We start from the raw sequence: 17,884 nt of genomic DNA, 5'->3' as shown, positions 1-17,884 counted from the left end.
GATATTAGTATGGTACAGACGAAAGGGATAACAGGAGAACAGTTAAGAAAAAGAGCTGAAGATATAGCCGTTGAATTGGCTATGAAATTAAAAGATCCGAAAACCGTAAGCGAAGCTATTCAGGATAAAGAAAACTTTATTCTGCATAATGGTGTAAAGCATTACCCATGGGAACCTCTTAGTCTCTCACATGGATATCCGGCAATGTGTGTGGCTATGGCCGAAATGGATGAGTTCAGGAAAAGCTCCGGCTGGGATTTGGCTGGGCATGAATACGTGCTTGGGATTAAAGAGGAAATTGAAAAACATGGGATCCATTCCCTCTCCATGTGGAGCGGCCTGGCCGGTATCCTCCTGGGAATTCATGCACTTTCCAAAGGGGGTACCAGGTATAAAGGATTCATTAATCAATTAATCGATTTCTTCTGTGAAATGTACCCATCTGAACTAGAAAAAACGATGGCCAAAACAGACCTTGAAATGTCAGATTATGATGTGATCGAGGGATGGTGCAGCACGATAGGAATCTTATTAATATTTAAAGAGGAAGAATGGGCGAAAACAGCCCTTGTTAAAATTCTTGCTTATTTAGTGTTGCTTAGTGAAGATAAAGAAGTAATGGGGATAATGGTTCCAGGTTGGTGCATCTCAGCAGATCCTTCATCTTCAGAGTCCGGCCGAAATGCGAAATTTAACTGTGGCATGTCCCACGGGATTGCGGGTATCCTGGCTGCCATGGCAATCTGTCTGAAAGAAGGAATCCAGATCCCGGGGCAAAGAGATGCAATGCATAAAATCAGTGACTGGCTCCGCTCACACACCCGGTACGATGAATATGGCGTCATGTTTCCATCCATCATCAGCTGGGAAGAAGAGGTTAATAAAGATCATTCAAAACCGGAAGACTATCATAGGGATGCCTGGTGCTATGGGTCTCCAGGTGCGGCAAGGGCATTATGGCTGGCAGGTGAAGGGCTTCATCGGGATGATCTGAAAGAGATTGCTTTAGATGCCTTTCTTGCTACATTTTCTAGAACGATGAAGAAATGGAATATCTACTCCCCTACCTTCTGTCATGGATTTTCTGGACTTTTAAGACTAACCCATCTTATGTATCAGGACAGCGGGAACGAAACATTAAGAATAGAACGGGACAAACTCCTGAGCATGATCGTGGATATGTATGACCAGGATGCCCCATTAGGCTTTTATGATCACAATTTTAGTGACAATGCCGAGAAGAAAATTGTCAATATGGGAATGCTGGAGGGGGTGGCAGGTATTATGCTGACACTTATTTCCATATACCAAAAACCGGTGTCCAGCTGGGATTTGGCCTTTATGATTAATAACTGAGTACAGCCGAATTTGCAGAAAGGCTGACATTGCACTAAAGCGCAGTGTCGGCCTTTTTTTGCCGGCTGAAAAAATGTAGAATAAATAGCAAAAAACCATTTGACCTTCACGCTGCGTAAAGGTGTATCGTATTAAACAGAAAGTACTTTCTATAGATTTTCAATGTCTAGCTCCAGTGCCTACCCCCTCGAGGTCACAAGCTTGGCTTGTTGCGGCTCCTAGGGACGAAAGACTAGCCAATCCCTTCCAGAAGGAAAGAACACCTTCTTGCAGGGCTCGTCTTATGCTTGTTGTCCCTGAGCAGTCGCCTCCACATTTCGGTTTGTCTTGTTTCGGCTCCTAGGGACTCGGGGTCATAAGCCGTTTCCTTTCAGAAGGAAAAACGCCTTCTTACAGGAACCGTCTTATGCCTGAGGGCCGCAGGACAAGGAAGGCTTCGTCAGCATAAACATCGCACGACCAAAAGCGACAGCTTTTGGGAGGATGCGGGCCATGCAGACGTTGCCACAGGACGTGGCGTTCTTAGTCTGCGCTCCTTCGTGGGCAAGGCGCTTCCGCTTTTCTAGAAAGGAGGAACCCGCATGGAATACACAGTGCAGAAGCTCGCGCAGCTGGCCGGGGTCAGCTCGAGGACTCTCAGGTATTATGATGAAATTGGGATTCTTAAGCCGGCAAGAACCAATTCGTCGGGATATCGCATTTATGGCCAGCAGGAAGTTGACAGACTGCAGCAGATTCTGTTTTACAGAGAATTGGGTGTCAGTCTCGATCAGATTAAGGAAATCATCACAGCGCCAGCTTTCGACGCTGCAGATGCACTGAAGGAGCACCGCGAGAAACTCCTTGAGAAAAGAAAGCAGCTTGATCTGCTTATTACGAATGTAGAAAAAACGATTGCGTCAGCAGAAGGGAGAACAACCATGTCAAATAAAGAAAAGTTTGAAGGATTTAAAAAGAAAATGATTGAAGATAACGAGAAGCAATACGGAAAAGAAATCCGCGAGAAATATGGTGAGGAGACAGTAGAGAAGTCGAATGCCAAACTCATGAACATGACCCAAGAGGAGCATGAGGCTGTAACGAAACTGGCCGAAGAGGTGAACAGCACCTTAGCCCAGGCCATGGAAACAGGCAATCCGGCAGGCGAGCTTGCTCAAAAAGCAGCAGGCCTGCATAAGCAATGGATCACTTTCTATTGGAGCGAATACAGCAAAGAGGCCCACGCCGGGCTGGCGGAAATGTATGTGGCAGATGAAAGGTTTAAAGCTTATTATGATAAAACTCAGCCGGGTGCCGCTGAGTTTTTAAGGGATGCAATCAAGATTTATACTGGACAGCAATAGGTATGAAAGCGGCTGGCTCTGCCTGGCCGCTTTTTTATGGCTGAATAAGCCGATGCATAGGAGAATTGAGCCGTTATAGTGGATAATTGCGCAGTCACAATTAAGTTTGGGCTATCCGTCAAAATTTCACTAAAACCATCTGCTTACTGTATGTAACTCCTTCCGAAGGGGAAAATGAGTAACAAGATACCAACACAAAATGGCAGGTGATAAGATGAGCCGCATTCCTTCCTATAAAGATGAGCAAACCCTTAGGGAGAAATTAAGAGATATTTCTCTTGAACATTGGGTACATGAGGATTTGTTCAGCTTTAATTGGTGGCTGCTGCTGGCTGCGAGCATTTTGCCTTTTTTTATTTGGTGGAGGCTGGTGGATAAGGGCCGATTCTTTGAAATTTTGGCTTTCGGCTTAATCTGTGCAATCTTCGCCTGTTTCCTGGATGTTGTGGGAGTGAGTTTTCTCTTGTGGGGATATCCGGATAAGCTGTTTCATTTTATTCCCCCATTAGTGCCAGCTGATTTTGTGGTCATTCCGGTGTCAGGGATGCTGATTTACCAGTACTTCAGCACATGGAAAAGCTATGCGGCTGCAGCAGCGGGCCTGGGGATTGTGTTTGCTTATATCATTGAACCGTTATTTAGCTTATTAGATATGTTTGTGCTCATACATTGGAAGCATACTTATTCGTTAATTGGCTTTATCCTCTTTTTTCTGAGTATTCGCCTTTTAATGCTGGCATTGAAGAGCGCAGTCAAAAAATAAAGCAAGCGGTCAGCAATGCTGGCCGCTGTTTTTACTGGATTAATAGTCATATTTATGGAAACATTTTTTACAGTTGCAGTAATGCCTTTCAAATGTGCATTTTTTGCAAGGGCAATGATGAAATTCCGGTGAACATTTTCTGCAGGAACAGCTCTTATGTTCCCCGGAACACTGTTTACACGGACAAATAGGCTTAAAATCGCTCGTGCATTTTTTACAGCCATGGTGTTCAGGTTTGTCCTTCTTCTTGCAGCAGACTTTCTTCTTGTAATAAAATTCTTCTTCCACACAATATTGGCACATGGGATTCACTCCTTTCTCCTGCTAATATATGAAGGGAAAAGAAAAAGGAAAGAGCCCTTGTCCATAGTGCTTGAAATATCCGCAAAAGCCCCCTCTTTTTTTGAGGGGGCGGGACAAATTAATTAACGGTCTCTGGAATTACTTTCACATCACGGCCATTCTTTTTGTGTTTTTTCTTCATCCAGCCAAAACGGAGGCTGGACGCGGTGAACAAGCGGTAAACCGCTGGGATCAGAAGAAGCGTAATAAAGGTTGCAAACAGCAGTCCGGAAATAATGACGGTTGCCATCGGTGCCTGGTAATTTCCGGAAGTTCCCGAAGCCAAAGCAAGGGGAAGCATTCCGCCAACTGTAGTGAGAGTAGTCATGAAAATCGGACGGATGCGGTTTTTACCTGCTTCAATAAGTGCATCTTCAACAGAGTATCCTTCCTTGCGGAGCTGATTCGTACGGTCGATCAGCAGGATGGCGTTATTAAGCACGATCCCAATCAGCATAACAATACCCATTCCAGACATCACGCTCAGCTCCATTTGTGTCAGGAACAATCCAAGAATGACGCCGACGATGGTCATCGGAATGACAGACATAACGATCAGCGGATGTCCAAGGTGGTTGAACTGGACAGCCATCACCAGATAGACAAGGAAAATGGCAATCGCTAAAACAAACACCATATCCATAATTAATTCCTGCTGCTGCTCAAGATCCCCGGCAGCTGCAGCACTATAGCCGGGAGGAGCTTCGAAATCATTAATCAGCTTTTGAACTTCGCGATTCACAGCCCCAAGATCTTTGCCTTCAATATCTGCCGAAATGGAGATGAAGCGCTCCCCGTCATTATGGGAAATTTCATTCGGTGTATCGATACTTTTTAATTCAATAAAGGAAGATAATGCTTTCTCTCCCTCGGCAGTAGGGATTTTTAAGTCCAGCAGAGATGATTTGGAATCTGTTTTCTCAGCCCACTTTAAAGCAAGCGGCACATTTTCTTCATTTATGCTCATTACTCCGACAGGCATTTCCATGAACGCCTGCTCGATAAACTGCCTGATTTGCAGCTGGGTTAAGCCTGCTTTTTCAATTGCTTCTTCTTTTAAAACAACAACCTGCTCCTTTGATGTGCGTTCCATTGAGTTGGTCACACCAACGATGCCGTCAATTTTTTCCAGATCCTCTGTAAAATCCCCGGCAAGGTTCTGCAAATCTGCAAAATCTTCTCCCTTGATATTTACCTGAACCGGAGAGCCGCCGCCAGCTGACATCGCACTCTGGACATTTTTCACCGGAAGAGTATCGGACAGGCTGCGAAGTTCCTTCATAATCTCTTCATTGACATCTTTCTGTTCTCTTGTAATGTCATCGCCCTTTGTCATATTGATGATCGTATAGAACATGCCGCCCTCGTCCATGACATAATTGGACTCAACATCTTCAATGGATTGCAGTTTCTGGTTGATTCCTTGAGCGATGTCTTCTTTTTCATCAGGAGAAAGCCCTGTTTCCAGGTTAACCATCAGCTCTGTGTAGCGGTTGAACATGTCCGGCATGATCGTCATCGGAATTTTCGTCACAAGCGTTAAGGAACCGGCAAACATCAGGAAGAAAATCGCAATGACCGCAAAGCTGTAGCGTTTTTTCCGGATGGCCCAGGCTACAAGACGGCTATACATACGCATTATCGGTCCTTCTTTGTGCTCTTTCTTTGGCTTGCGGAGCTTGAGCATTTTTTCCGAAAGTGAAGGAATTAATGTAAACGAGACAATAACCGAACTGATGAGCGTAATGGCTACCACAGCAGACAGCATGATCATGAATGTGCCCACATCGCCGCCAATCAGGCCGATTGGCAGGAATACCACAATTGTGGTGAGCATCGAAGAAATGACAGCTGAGGATACTTCTTTGGTTCCTTCCAGCACGGACTCAAGCTTGCCAAGGCCCTGTTCCTTCTTTCTATAGATGGATTCTATAATGACAATCGAGGAATCCACCATCATTCCGATCCCCAAACCAAGGCCAATCAGAGTAAGTATATTAAAGCTGTAATCAAAAACCCACATCGCTGTAAATGTCAGCAGGATGGAAGTCGGAATCGACAGGCCGATGATAAAGGTGGCCCTTACATTCCTTAAAAAGATCAGCAGAATGGCAATGGCAATGACGCCGCCGATTAAAATGTTGCCGGTCACGCCATCAATCGATTCCTGTACATAATCTGCCTGTGCCACCATTTCATTCAGTTCAAAGCCTTTTACCAGACCGTCTTTGCGAATGTTCTTCACCTCATCACGGACCGCGGCTGCCATTTCAATTTGTGTGGAATCTGCTGCGCGTCCGATCTGGACAAAAATGAAATCTTTCGTGCCGTTTTTCCATACAAAGGATGAGCTTTCAACCGGCTGAAATGTAACATCTGCCACATCTTTCAAATCAATAAATCCATTTTGTGAGGGGATTGTGATATTCTGTACATCTGCGGCATTTTCCAGCTTCGTATTCCAGCGAAGGGAAGGAGAGCTGGCATCGCTGCTGAGTTCTCCCAGTGTGGCTTCGCTGTTAACCTGCTGAATAGCACCGATCACAGCTGCTGAATCCAGTCCTTTTTCAGCCAACTTGCTGCGGTCCAATTCAATAAGTACCTCGTGCTCCTGAACCCCTGCAAGCGATACATCCCGGACTTCCGGCAATGCTTCCAGGCGCGGCTTCAGAACTTTAGCAGCAAAAGCGGTCATCTCTTCCATGCTGCCGCCGGATACATCCATATAAAATTCATAGCTTTGAGTGGTACCGTACTGACCTGCTGTAACATCTGTAATCGCGGCATTGTCGGCCTTTGCTGCGTTGGCAGCTGCCTCTACTTCATTAAACAGCTCATCGCCAAGGCCTTCATCGAACGTAACTTGAAGTGAGCTGCGTCCGATCGCAGTTGTAGAGTCTACCGACTCGACTCCGTCAATCCCCCTGATCTGCTGCTCCAGGGGAATGGTGATCGATCGCTCCACTTCAGCCGCTGCCATCTCCCCGGCGCTGACCTCTACATAGGCGCCATCCATCGTCACAGGCGGCATCAGCTCTTTATCCAAGTCCATAATGGAATAGCTGCCGATGGCGAGAATTAATACCGTCATCAGGGCAACCAAAATCTTTCTCTGCACAATCAATTTTAAGAATTTCATTAACATTCTCCTTACTCCCTAATAGTGAAAATTTGCACCCAAGATCTAATTATACAGAGGTTAATAGGTATTAATAACTACTTTTACTTAAATTTTCCAATAATTCGTCCGACCTATTTCGCCAATTTGCGATCTTATTTGCAGGAAAAACTTAACAATTCTTACAGATACTATCTTAACCGGGATCAAGAGAAGGCATAACGAGCCAGAGACATATCTTGCTATCGGACTTAAGGCTGAGAAGAAGCTTAAGGAAGAAAAAATTGAGAGCGGAGGGGAGCGGCAAAAGCAGATGGCGAAAATGTAAATTAACATCAGCCATATCCCCGCCCCCAGCCCATAACCCTCTCAAAATGACAATCCCAAACTGTATGTTATACTGAAGAAGCCATAAAACTCCCAAAATTGGAGGAGAGTTCATGTACACTGTTTTTTCAACATTCGACGTTCCCGATGAAAAATCGGAAGAAGTCATTCGCATATATAAAAATCGCTCGCGGTCGGTCGACCAGGCAGAGGGGTTTGTCGATTTTCTGCTTCTGCAGAATGATAAACGCGCCGGCGAACTGACTGTGCAGCTCATTTTTGATACAAAAGAAAACTATTTAAACTGGGTCCGGAGCGAGGATTTTAAAAAGATCCATGATTTAGAAAAGAAATATCCGGATCAGGAACTGGCTGCTGTGATTCCAAAAGTAGCGCAATACAAGGTGGTGGCTAAGTGAATCATGAGAAGATCGTCAATAGTGTAACCGATAAAATTTATGAGCGTGATCCTTCCCTTCTGGAACGGTTCGGCGAACAGGGAAAAGAGAAGTGCCGGGAAGATAATCATCATCATATGAAGCATCTGGAGACAGCTTATGAGCTGGATCAGTCCTCTTTTTTCAATGATTATGCAGTCTGGCTTAATGGCATATTAACCAGGCATGGGATGAAAACCCGGCATTTGATCGACAACTTCGAAATCATTCAGGCTGTGCTGGCTGAAGAAAAAGAGTCTGCGGAGAAGGCAGAACGATTCCATCTTTACCTGGCAGAAGCCATCGCTGTTTTGAAAGGTGAACCAGCGAAAGGGGGCGCGTAGGATGCAGCAGGCAGAAACACTTGCTTCTTTATTACTTGAGGGTAATTCCGGGGAGGTTTGGGAAAATATCCGAAAATACCCGCATCTAACGCGTATCGAGGTTTATCAAAATCTGATTACACCTGCGATGCAGCACATTGGCCACCTATGGGAGACGAATCAAATCACAGTGGCAGATGAGCATCTGGCAACAGCTACATGTGATTTTGTGCTGTCTAAACTCGCTTACCAAAGTGAAAAAAGACAATCAAGCCAAAAAGCCATGTTTCTCTGTCTGGATGGGGAACAGCACTATATCGGCCTGAAGATGGTGAACAGTCTTTTTGAAGAGAGTGGCTGGGAGACGAAGTATTTTGGTCCAAGCCTGCCTTTGGAATATGCGCTTAAAACGGCAAAAGACTGGAAGCCAAGCGTAATCGGGCTGTCAGTCACTATCGTCTATCACCTGCCGAAGCTGAAGGAATATGCCGAGGCATTTGCCAAGCTGCCGCATAAGCCGGCTGTTATCCTTGGCGGGCGATTAGCAGGGAAGTATGACCTGCTTCCGTATTGTACCGATCGTACAGTTATCCTAAAGGATTTGCAGGACACACAGAAATGGCTCCAAAATTATGAAGCGGGAGGACAGCAAAATGCAATATTTTAATCATGCGCTTCCGCTTGCGTTTTTAAAAGCTGACAGAAACGGAAAAATAGTAAGCTACTCCACTATCGCACGGGAAAGCTTTGACCTGAGCGGGGGGCACCTAAAAGGAATCATCGATGAAGAAAGCATTGAAAAGCTCATTCAGTACAGCTGGGAGCCCGGTGTGGATCCTGTGAAGCTGGAACTGAATATGAAAACCAGGGAAATGCCTCTCTGTTTATTTGAGGTTCATATCCAATGGGACAGCGAGGATCATGCCAATATGCTGTTTCTGCCCAAAGACAGCTCAAACGAAGGACTGATGGATAAACTGATGCAGCTGCAGCAGCGCCTCACCTCCACCGACTTTGAACTTTTGGAGAAAAAAGAAGAGCTTGAGCAGGTGCTGACCCGCCTGAATCAATTGTCCGGGCCGTTTATCCCGCTGTCTGAAACACTTTGCCTGATCCCTTTATTTGGCGATATAACTTCAGCTAAAATTAACATTATTTCCGAAAGCTGCCTCAAGGCTGTTTTTGCAGGCGAATATGACGAAATTCTTTTTGATCTGACAGCTGTTGGGGAAATTGAAGGGAAAGGCATCGAGAAATTCACCCAGCTGATTAAAACATTGAACTTCATGACAGGCAGCATCATCAAATTGATTGGCATAAAGCCAAACCTGGCGGAAGTGCTTAATAACTACAAGCTGGATGAATGGGTACAGATCGACCAATCTCTGAAGCAGGTTTTAAATATCTATTTTAATCGGAACGAGCTGGGGGCCTCTTAGGGGGTCTTTTTTTTTGCGAAAAATGCATGATTTTTGTAACTGAAGGGAGGATAGTAATAACTTAAATGATGGGGGAACATTCATGCCTGAAAGACCGCCGATTACATCAAATGAACTGGCCACACTCTGGATGACTTATCAGCAGAAAACCATGCTCTTAAGAATGCTTGAATACTTTCTTGAAAATTCAAATGACGAAGAAGCGAAAAAAATCATGTCCGATTTAAAGGAAGATATAAATCCTTTTATTCAGAAGATCACTCATATATTGAAAGAAGAAGGGGCGGCCATACCGGTGGGGTTTACCGAACAGGATGTCGTGCCGGATGCTCCGGCCCTGTTCGCTAACGGGTTTGATATCATGTTTGTGCGTCTCATGAAATCGATCAGCATGGGGCTGCATACTCTGCACTTAAGCATGTCTTACCGGGAAGATATTATCTTACTGTATAGAGACCTTACCGCCATGACCCAGGAGTATTCCAAAAAATGCACTCAATACTTACTGGGAAAAGGTCTGCTGATCCGTGCGCCTTTTGTGACCATGCCTGAAAAAGTTGAATTTGTAAAGGACACAAATTATTTAAAGGGTACAAACTTACTTGGAAGAAAACGGACGATCAATACGGTTGAGCTGAGCCAGCTGTATTATACAATTGAAGCAAATGTGACAGGCATGCAGATGATTACAGGCTTTGCCCAATGCGCACAGACAAAAGAAGTAAGGAACTATTTTTCAGAAGGCGTGGAACTGGCAAAAGGGATTATTAAAGAATTCTCTGAAATGCTGCTGGAAGATGGTATACAAACCCCGGTGGGTCCAGGCGGCCAAGCTACCCGTTCTACTGCTGCCCCGTTCTCAGATAAGCTCATGATGTACTGCATCAGCCTGTTCTGCAGCTTTTCAATCGGAAAAAATGCCATCGGAACAGCCTTCAGCTTAAGAAACGACATTCCGGCCAAAGCAGCCGTCTTTACAAAAGACATCTTCGAATACGCCCACCGCGGCGCCAAAATCATGATCCAAAACGGCTGGATGGAAGAACCTCCGCAAATGGAAGAACGCCGAAATCTCATATAGGGTGACAGGCATCACCCGAAATTTGTCGAAAAAGAGAAATATCCTTGTGAGGGTATTTCTTTTTTTGACTTGATAAATTTAAAAATTTTCCAGTATAATAGCTATTAATGATTGATTAATCACTCGTAGATAGGGAGTTTTAAAAATGCCGCTTTCAGAACAGCAATTAACAAATATGAAAAAAAGAAGAGAAGCCATTCTAGAAACAGCGACATACCTGTTTGCAACAGAGGGGTATGAAGGGACAACGATAAAAAAAATATCTCAGGCTGCAAACATTAGCTTCGGAAGTGTTTTTACTTATTTCAAAGATAAAGAGGAGCTATTTTATACAGCAGTAGCAGAGCCGCTGCATGAATTGTCTGTTCAAGTGTTTGATTTTAACCATGAAGCTGAAGATCCAATGCTGGAGCTGGAAAAGATGATTCGCGGCCATATAAGATTGTTCGCTGGAATTAATAATTATCTGGCTTTAGTTGTTCAGGTTGTCGGACAGCATCAGCGGTATCCGGCCATTTTTGCAAAGCTGGACGCATTTCATGATGAATTTAGAGAGAAGGTCAGCAAGCTGGTAAAAAATGGCCAGCAGAAAGGAGTACTGGTTGACCAGGATCCATTGACTGCAGCAACTCTTTATACCAGTCTTCTCATCGGAATCCGGTTAAACTCGACAGACGAAAGATATAGTAACGTGTGGGAGAGCTATGCATCTTCCGCCATAAATTTATTCGGGCCTATAAGCTAAGTAGGTTCTCTTTTTTATAATAATAATGATTGATTAATCAATCATTAATGGAGGCGATGTTAATATGAAGTTAAAAACCTTTAACTTAACCATTCGAATTCGACTGTTTTTGATTTTCCTTTCATCCGTTTCAACGATGTCTGTATTGCCGTATTTGATTATTTATCTTTCCGGCAAGACAGGGAATTTAATCACGGGATTTTTATTCCTGGGAGTCATGATTGCCCATGTCGGGGGTTCTATCTTGGGAGGATTCGCATCAGACCGGCTGGGACGCAAAAAGATCATCCTTTTATCTGAATTTATTATGTTTATGGGGTTTACTGGTGCTGCTTTTGTACACTCACACCCTTATCTTATGTTTTTCGCCTTTGTTTTTATCCAATTCAGCAGCGGTGCGGCCAGTCCTGTATATCAGGCGTTAATTATAGATGTCAGCTTGCCGGAAGAGAGAAAGACCATACATACATACTCTTATTGGGTTCGCAATACGGGTATTGCCGTGGGCAGCATGGCTGGCGCTTTCCTATTCTTTGATTATCTCTTTTACCTGCTGTTAGGTGCCGCCATGTCGATATTATGTTCATTCCTCATCACTGCCTTCTTTATTCAAGAAACATATATTCCCGCAAAAGCCAACCAGTCTAACAGCAGATCCTCAAGCATAATAAAAGCATACAGAAACATATTGGCGCACCGATTCTTTACTGTTTTCTTAATCGCAAGTCTCCTTATTGTTTCGGTGGAGGAGCAATTAACCAATTACATAGGTGTTCACCTTGCTAATAAAATAAGTGAACCTGTTCAGCTTGCAGCTTTTCTTCCCTTGAAAGTGGACGGTGTCAATATGCTTGGTATATTGAAAACGGAAAATACAATACTTATTGTTTGCTTTACCATGATGATTTCTGCGGTTATGAAAAAATATAATGACCGCTTTGTTTTCCTGGCTGGCCTCCTGTTATTTTTTGTGGGATATACAGTTGTAAGTTTTAGCACATCCCCGCTTGTGTTGATTTTAGCTATGTTCATAGCATCCATTGGTGAAATGCTGTATATCCCTGTTCAGCAGACTTTGCTGGCGAGCAGTGTACCAGACCATGCACGCAGCTCTTATATGGCTTTATACACAATAGCTATGATACTCGGAGTTAGTGCAGCTGGGATTTTTATGATTGTAAGCAACTGGCTGTCTCCGATGGTTATGACCACGTTAATTGGATCCATGGGGATAGTTAGCATACTTTTATTCTATCAATTAACCAAAACTGGAGACGACAGGAGAATACTAAAGTTACCGGGTGAAAATACATCGGCTGAATAAATGTTTTCATAGGCGAAATAGTTTGACAATTTACCTGTTTAAAATCATGATAGTAAGTAAAATACTCAGAAGTCGGGGGCAGGAAAAATGGGTTTGCCGAAGGAGAGGCATAACGGATACAGTCAGGCGGAACAAAAGGGTTCCTTCATAAGGGATTTAAATGCGGAAAACATTTCATCTGGAATCATTGCAAGCACGCTGGTTATGACCGGGCCTGCCCTGATTATCCTGCAGGCGGCGTCAGCAGGGCGATTCACGGATCAGCAGACGATTAACTGGATGTTTGCAGTTTATTTTTTCGGAGGTGTCTACAGCATCCTCATGCCGCTTCTATATCGTATTCCGATTACTGGGGGGCATTCGATTACAGGTGCAGCATTTTTGGCGACGGTGACTGCGCAATATTCGTACCCTGAACTAATTGGGGGATATGTCATTTCCGGGCTGCTGATTTTTCTGGTAGGCATTTCAGGTCTGTTTACAAAAATCATTGGCTGGGTGCCGAAAGAGGTTATCGCCTCCATGCTTGGCGGACTCGTTGCCGGGTATGTCGTGAAGCTCGTGCCTGCCATACAGGAAATGCCTGTTGTCGGAGGAGCGGCGTTAGTCAGTTTTCTGCTTTTTACGAGATATGTGAAAAAGTTCCCTCCTGTGCTCGCAGCCGTTGCGGCTGCCTTTGCCGCATTGTTTTTGACAGCCGATGTCCATCCGGCCAAAGAGATAGCGTATTTTCTCCCGTCTGTTCAGATGCCTGAATTCAGCTGGATGGGGCTCGTAACCATTGCCCTCCCGCTCGCGATGCTGATTCTGAGCAATGATGCAGCACCAGGAATCGGGGCTTTGGAAAGCGGGGATTTCAAGCCCCCTATTCGGAAAATTGTCTCATCAAGCGGCGTCTTCTCCGTAATCACCAGCTTTTTTGGCGGACAGTGTGCCAATATCGCCGGCATGATGAGCGCCATCTGTGCCGGACCGGATTCAGGGCCTAGGGATAAAAGGTATATGGGAGCAGTGGTGTCAGGGGCAATTACAATTGTCTTTGGGATATTCGCCTGGAAAATCGTGCCCTTTATCCAGTCGCTTCCGCAGGCATTTGTCTCACTGCTCGCCGGGTTCGCCCTGATTGGCGTCCTCCATTCCAGCCTGCAAACGGGCTTTTCCGGAAACCGGTACAGGCTAAGTGCCTTGGCAGCCTTCATCGTCACCTTATCAGGCGTGAGCTTTCTTCATATAAGCGCTCCTGTTTGGGGACTTGTTGCTGGGGCGGTATTGGCGGGGACAGTGGAGAGAGACGGGGTTTAATAGATAAATAATAAGGAGAACTAATATGATCATTCGCCATATAACCACAGCAGACGCTCAGTCCCTCGCACATCTAATCACCAAAGTAGAAAACGAATCAGACTACATGCTATTTGAGCCAGGTGAAAGGCAGACATCAGCAGAGGCACAGCTTAAGAGAATTGAAGCCATCCAAAAAGTAGACCATTCGACCATCATCATCGCGGAACAGAATAACAGATTGATAGGCTTCGTAATGGCCATCGGCGGTGCAGCAAAGAGAAACCGTCACTCAGCCTATCTGGTTGCAGGCATTCTCAGGGAACACAGAGGCCGGGGCATCGGCACCAAACTGTTTGAAGAACTGGACCGCTGGGCGCGTGAACACCATATCCACAAGCTGGAGCTTACAACAGTTATCCGCAATCAGGCCGGTGTCGCCCTCTATAAAAAGGCGGGATTCCAGATTGAAGGCACCAAAAAACATTCGCTTATGATAAACGGAGAATTTGTGGACGAATACTATATGGGTAAGCTGCTATAACAGATAGGCCATTTTCTTTTTTACAAGGGGATGGGCCTTTTTTTTATAGGGAGCAGTCTTAACCCAGGTGGCACTTCTGACAATGATAGAAGATTTCTGGGAGTTTGAGTCCGAACCTGGCCCAACTTCAGACAGAGAAAGCCGAAATACGGCACTCAGAGTCCGAACCCGGCCCAACTTCAGACTTAGAATGCCAAAATCCGGCACCCAGAGTCCGAACCCCGCCAGGCTTTAAACAAGAAAGCGCGAGCCCGCCGCCCAACCTAACCCTTCAACAACTCCACAAGGTAAATTTTCCTATTTTTAATTCAGAAACCCCTTTATTCACAAGGAATCTAGCAACCAAATCTACTAAACAAAAAGAAAAATCAGAATTTTAATTGAATTCAAAACGTGTAATCTTGTATACTTGTAATACAAGTTTGAAAAAAGCGCTTACATACTTACTGGAAAGGGAGGATTTTATGATTCAAAAAAAGTGGAAGATTATCATATCGGTTCTGACACTTATCTTTATTGCGATTGTTGGCGTACGGACAGCGGCCGAGAATAAGGATAAAAAGTTCGTATCCGTTGCGACCGCATCAACCGGAGGTACATATTACCCGATAGGAGTTGGAATGGCTAACATTTGGAGCAGCCATTTAAAGGGTGAGAAAATCCAGGCGAGCGGCCAGTCCTCTGCCGGATCCATTGAAAATATCGAACTTCTGCGTGAAGGGGAAGCACAGCTTGCTATTCTTCAGGGATTAATATCTTCTCAGGCTTATGCCGGTGAAGACTCTTTTGAAGGAAAGCGCTATGAGGATCTCCGCACAATCTCCATGCTCTGGCCCAATGTGGAGCATTTCGTGCTGATGAACAATAAGATCAAAAGTGGAACTATCGACGATATAAAAGGAACGCAATTTTCTGTTGGGCCGCAGGCCAGCGGTACGGAGCAATCCACAGTCGTGATGATGGATGGTCTCGGGCTTACAAAAAAGGATATTTCTCCTGAGTATCTGGGCTACAGTGACACGGTTTCCGCGATGCGTGACGGGAGATTGGATGGAGGTTCTCTTCCGGCAGGTATCCCGATTTCCGCTGTAACAGATATGTATGCAAGTAATGTCAAAGCATCGATCCTGGAAGTAACCGATGAACAGCTGGATGCCATCAATGCAGTATCTGACAGCTGGTACCGTTATGTTATTCCTGGAGGCACTTATCCTCGCATTGACGAAGATATCAACACAATAGCCCAGCCAAACCTATTATCCACAACAAAAGAAATGGATGAAGAAACCATCTACATTTTAACCAAAACACTATATGAAAATCTTGATGAAATGTATGAGGTTCATAGCTCTGCCAAGGAAATGACGCTGGAAACGGCCCTTGATGGCGTATCCGTGCCACTGCATGCCGGAGCATACAGATATTTTAAAGAAGCAGGCCTTGATATACCTGAAAATCTAATTCCGCCGGAAGCGAAATAAAGGAGGGAAAAGAATGACACAATCAACAAGCGAACCTATTGTACAGCCAGCCGACCTCGATAAAGAAGCTGGCGGCGGCATGCGCCTTCTTGAAGGGCCATATAAAAAAGCAGCGGCCATTATTGCTGTAGTGTTTTCTGCATTTGCCATTTATTCCAATGGATTATCCAATATTCAAGAGATTTATAGAAACCTGATTTTCCTGGGCATCCTTTTGGTAATGACTTTTTTCTATTATCCGGCCGGAAAGTCTTCCAATCAAAAAAGGTTTACAGCCCCTGATTACGTTTTTGCGGCACTTGCGATTGCCGGTCTCGGCTACCTGCTCCTGAACTACACAACCATTCATGTGGACCGGGGCTCCCAGCCGATTATGATTGACTATATCTTTGGTGCCATTACGATCATTGTCCTCCTTGAAGCTTCGAGAAGGGCAGTTGGGATTTTTATCCCGATCCTGTGCGGAAGCGCTATTATATATGCCCTGTTTGGCACATACTTCCCGTGGATATTCGGACATGCCGGCTTTTCACTTGAACGCCTTCTGTACCGTCTTTATATGACGACTGAGGGTGTATTGGGATTAACACTGTCAACGGCATCCACATTCATCGTCATGTTCGTTCTTTTCGGTGCTTTCCTGTCTGTCAGCGGTGCGACCCAGCTTTTCAATGATCTTGCCCTTGCCATTGCAGGACGAAAGCGCGGAGGCCCGGCTCAGGTTGCCGTCATTTCCAGTGCACTGACAGGATCTTTGAGCGGAAGTGCAGTAGCCAACGTTGCCACAACAGGCGCCTTTACGATTCCATTGATGAAATCCATCGGCCTTAAGCCTAAGTTTGCCGGTGCTGTTGAGGCTGCTGCTTCAACAGGCGGAATGATCATGCCGCCGATTATGGGTGCTGCGGCCTTCATTATGGCCGGGTTCCTTGGAATCTCTTATACGACGGTCATCCTGGCAGCGATCATTCCAAGTTTTCTCTACTATATCGCCTTGATTTTTGCCATTGATATTGAAGCGAAAAAGCAAGGCCTAAAAGGCATCAGCAAAGAGAATATCCCGGATGTCTTCCAAATCCTGAAGGAACGCGGGGTTCTCCTTATCCCGATTATCGTCGTTATCACAACACTTTTAATGGGAAAAACAGCCCTGTTTGCCGGATTTGCCGGGATCGGCGCGGTTATCATTGCGAGCTGGCTGGCAAAGGATAAATCTTCTAGGATCACGATCTCTAAAACTATTGAAGCTTTCATTGAAGGCGGAAGAGGGACGATTCAGGTCGGGATTGCCTGCGCCGCCATCGGAATCATCATCTGTGTTGTCACCATGACGGGAATTGGATCTACACTAGCTTATAATATTGTCGAATTAACGGGCGGACAGCTTTGGCTGATTTTAATCGTCGTCATGCTCACTTGCATCGTTTTAAGTATGGGGCTTCCATCCACAGCACTTTACATCGTCGTTGCCGTTACAGCAGCTCCTGCCCTTGTGGAAGCGGGCGTTAACCCGATTGCTGCACACTTCTTTGTGTTCTGGTTTGGTGCATTGTCCAACATTACACCGCCTGTGGCTTTGGCATCTTATACCGCAGCAGGACTGGCCGGCGCCAATGCGATGCAGACATCATGGGAAGCGCTTAGAATCTCACTGCCGGGCTTTATCATCCCGTTCATGATTGCCTATAATCCTATCATTCTGCTTCAGGCAGCAGAGGGAGAAACAATATCCATTTTATCAGTAGCACTTGTAGTCATCACAAGCACACTGGGTATTTACGCCCTGGCAAGTTCACTTGGAAACTACCTGAATGCCAAGCTGACGATTGTTGAAAGAATCCTAATGTTTGCAGGGGCTTTAATGCTGATTAAACCTGGCATGATTACGGATATTGCCGGACTCGGGCTTTGTGTGTTCGCGATTCTCTTCCATATCATTAGAGTAAAGAAAAGCAATTCAGTCGAAATCACCATATAAGG

Annotated in this window: 15 protein-coding genes; 14 read left to right on the top strand and 1 reads right to left on the bottom strand. The window is 45.1% G+C overall.

Annotated features, from left to right (window positions below):
- The first annotated feature begins 9 nt into the window (after window positions 1-9).
- The 3 genes from ACTHRG_RS06125 (at window position 10) to ACTHRG_RS06115 (ending at window position 3,462) form a co-directional block, all read left to right on the top strand.
- Window positions 10-1,356 (top strand): lanthionine synthetase C family protein, encoded by a 1,347-nt coding sequence (locus tag ACTHRG_RS06125; protein WP_076257705.1) that lies wholly within the window; start codon window positions 10-12, stop codon window positions 1,354-1,356.
- Window positions 1,357-1,937: 581 nt separating this feature from the next.
- Window positions 1,938-2,699 carry a MerR family transcriptional regulator gene (locus tag ACTHRG_RS06120; RefSeq protein WP_076257704.1) on the top strand — a complete coding sequence of 254 codons (762 nt, stop codon included), beginning with the start codon at window positions 1,938-1,940 and terminating at the stop codon, window positions 2,697-2,699.
- Between the two features lie 214 nt (window positions 2,700-2,913).
- Entirely contained in the window at window positions 2,914-3,462 is a 549-nt protein-coding gene (locus ACTHRG_RS06115) for a CBO0543 family protein (protein WP_076257805.1), read from the top strand.
- A 421-nt stretch (window positions 3,463-3,883) separates the two neighbouring features.
- Here the strand turns inward: ACTHRG_RS06115 and ACTHRG_RS06110 are convergent, their stop codons facing one another.
- Complete coding sequence (locus ACTHRG_RS06110) at window positions 3,884-6,943, bottom strand: efflux RND transporter permease subunit (protein ID WP_076257702.1); 3,060 nt, start codon at window positions 6,941-6,943, stop codon at window positions 3,884-3,886.
- 419 nt (window positions 6,944-7,362) lie between these two features.
- On the opposite strand from ACTHRG_RS06110, the gene ACTHRG_RS06105 reads away from it, so the two are divergent.
- From ACTHRG_RS06105 to ACTHRG_RS06055, 11 genes are all read left to right on the top strand, one after another.
- A complete protein-coding gene (locus ACTHRG_RS06105) occupies window positions 7,363-7,668 on the top strand; it encodes an antibiotic biosynthesis monooxygenase family protein (RefSeq protein ID WP_076257701.1) in 306 nt (101 codons plus the stop codon).
- Complete coding sequence (locus ACTHRG_RS06100) at window positions 7,665-8,030, top strand: hypothetical protein (protein ID WP_076257700.1); 366 nt, start codon at window positions 7,665-7,667, stop codon at window positions 8,028-8,030. Before ACTHRG_RS06105 ends, ACTHRG_RS06100 begins: the two co-directional genes overlap by 4 nt.
- Window position 8,031: 1 nt before the next feature.
- A complete protein-coding gene (locus ACTHRG_RS06095; protein WP_076257699.1) occupies window positions 8,032-8,676 on the top strand; it encodes a cobalamin B12-binding domain-containing protein in 645 nt (214 codons plus the stop codon).
- Complete coding sequence (locus ACTHRG_RS06090) at window positions 8,663-9,448, top strand: STAS domain-containing protein (RefSeq protein ID WP_076257698.1); 786 nt, start codon at window positions 8,663-8,665, stop codon at window positions 9,446-9,448. Before ACTHRG_RS06095 ends, ACTHRG_RS06090 begins: the two co-directional genes overlap by 14 nt.
- An 82-nt stretch (window positions 9,449-9,530) precedes the next feature.
- Window positions 9,531-10,529, top strand: a complete 999-nt coding sequence (locus tag ACTHRG_RS06085) for a DUF3231 family protein (protein WP_076257697.1) — start codon at window positions 9,531-9,533, stop codon at window positions 10,527-10,529.
- A gap of 145 nt (window positions 10,530-10,674) precedes the next feature.
- Window positions 10,675-11,274 carry a TetR/AcrR family transcriptional regulator gene (locus tag ACTHRG_RS06080; protein ID WP_076257696.1) on the top strand — a complete coding sequence of 200 codons (600 nt, stop codon included), beginning with the start codon at window positions 10,675-10,677 and terminating at the stop codon, window positions 11,272-11,274.
- Between the two features lie 64 nt (window positions 11,275-11,338).
- On the top strand, window positions 11,339-12,598 hold the full coding sequence (locus ACTHRG_RS06075; RefSeq protein WP_076257695.1) for an MFS transporter: 1,260 nt from the start codon (window positions 11,339-11,341) through the stop codon (window positions 12,596-12,598).
- 87 nt (window positions 12,599-12,685) lie between these two features.
- The gene (locus ACTHRG_RS06070) at window positions 12,686-13,900 is read left to right on the top strand and encodes a benzoate/H(+) symporter BenE family transporter (protein ID WP_076257694.1); all 1,215 of its coding nucleotides are present in this window, start codon (window positions 12,686-12,688) and stop codon (window positions 13,898-13,900) included.
- A gap of 25 nt (window positions 13,901-13,925) precedes the next feature.
- Complete coding sequence (locus ACTHRG_RS06065; RefSeq protein ID WP_076257693.1) at window positions 13,926-14,423, top strand: GNAT family N-acetyltransferase; 498 nt, start codon at window positions 13,926-13,928, stop codon at window positions 14,421-14,423.
- A 464-nt stretch (window positions 14,424-14,887) separates the two neighbouring features.
- Window positions 14,888-15,904: a TAXI family TRAP transporter solute-binding subunit gene (locus ACTHRG_RS06060; RefSeq protein ID WP_440230849.1), complete on the top strand. Its 1,017-nt coding sequence runs from the start codon at window positions 14,888-14,890 to the stop codon at window positions 15,902-15,904.
- A 13-nt stretch (window positions 15,905-15,917) separates the two neighbouring features.
- Window positions 15,918-17,882, top strand: coding sequence for a TRAP transporter permease (locus ACTHRG_RS06055; protein ID WP_076257690.1), 1,965 nt, complete (start codon window positions 15,918-15,920; stop codon window positions 17,880-17,882).
- The last annotated feature ends 2 nt before the right edge of the window (window positions 17,883-17,884 follow it).

Origin of the sequence: Cytobacillus sp. SAFR-174 (genome assembly GCF_051964675.1) — a bacterium.
Taxonomy (GTDB): domain Bacteria; phylum Bacillota; class Bacilli; order Bacillales; family Cytobacillaceae; genus Cytobacillus.
The sequence above is the reverse complement of the archived record's forward strand: the minus strand, read 5'-3'. Positions and strand labels throughout refer to the sequence as shown.

Excerpts from the sequence above, each read along its gene's own strand:
- ACTHRG_RS06125 (WP_076257705.1), top strand. The coding sequence starts at position 10 with ATGGTACAGACGAAAGGGATAACAGGAGAACAGTTAAGAAAAAGAGCT.
- ACTHRG_RS06120 (WP_076257704.1), top strand. The coding sequence starts at position 1,938 with ATGGAATACACAGTGCAGAAGCTCGCGCAGCTGGCCGGGGTCAGCTCG.
- ACTHRG_RS06115 (WP_076257805.1), top strand. The coding sequence starts at position 2,914 with ATGAGCCGCATTCCTTCCTATAAAGATGAGCAAACCCTTAGGGAGAAA.
- ACTHRG_RS06110 (WP_076257702.1), bottom strand. The coding sequence starts at position 6,943 with ATGAAATTCTTAAAATTGATTGTGCAGAGAAAGATTTTGGTTGCCCTG.
- ACTHRG_RS06105 (WP_076257701.1), top strand. The coding sequence starts at position 7,363 with ATGTACACTGTTTTTTCAACATTCGACGTTCCCGATGAAAAATCGGAA.
- ACTHRG_RS06095 (WP_076257699.1), top strand. The coding sequence starts at position 8,032 with ATGCAGCAGGCAGAAACACTTGCTTCTTTATTACTTGAGGGTAATTCC.
- ACTHRG_RS06090 (WP_076257698.1), top strand. The coding sequence starts at position 8,663 with ATGCAATATTTTAATCATGCGCTTCCGCTTGCGTTTTTAAAAGCTGAC.
- ACTHRG_RS06085 (WP_076257697.1), top strand. The coding sequence starts at position 9,531 with ATGCCTGAAAGACCGCCGATTACATCAAATGAACTGGCCACACTCTGG.
- ACTHRG_RS06080 (WP_076257696.1), top strand. The coding sequence starts at position 10,675 with ATGCCGCTTTCAGAACAGCAATTAACAAATATGAAAAAAAGAAGAGAA.
- ACTHRG_RS06075 (WP_076257695.1), top strand. The coding sequence starts at position 11,339 with ATGAAGTTAAAAACCTTTAACTTAACCATTCGAATTCGACTGTTTTTG.
- ACTHRG_RS06070 (WP_076257694.1), top strand. The coding sequence starts at position 12,686 with ATGGGTTTGCCGAAGGAGAGGCATAACGGATACAGTCAGGCGGAACAA.
- ACTHRG_RS06065 (WP_076257693.1), top strand. The coding sequence starts at position 13,926 with ATGATCATTCGCCATATAACCACAGCAGACGCTCAGTCCCTCGCACAT.
- ACTHRG_RS06060 (WP_440230849.1), top strand. The coding sequence starts at position 14,888 with ATGATTCAAAAAAAGTGGAAGATTATCATATCGGTTCTGACACTTATC.
- ACTHRG_RS06055 (WP_076257690.1), top strand. The coding sequence starts at position 15,918 with ATGACACAATCAACAAGCGAACCTATTGTACAGCCAGCCGACCTCGAT.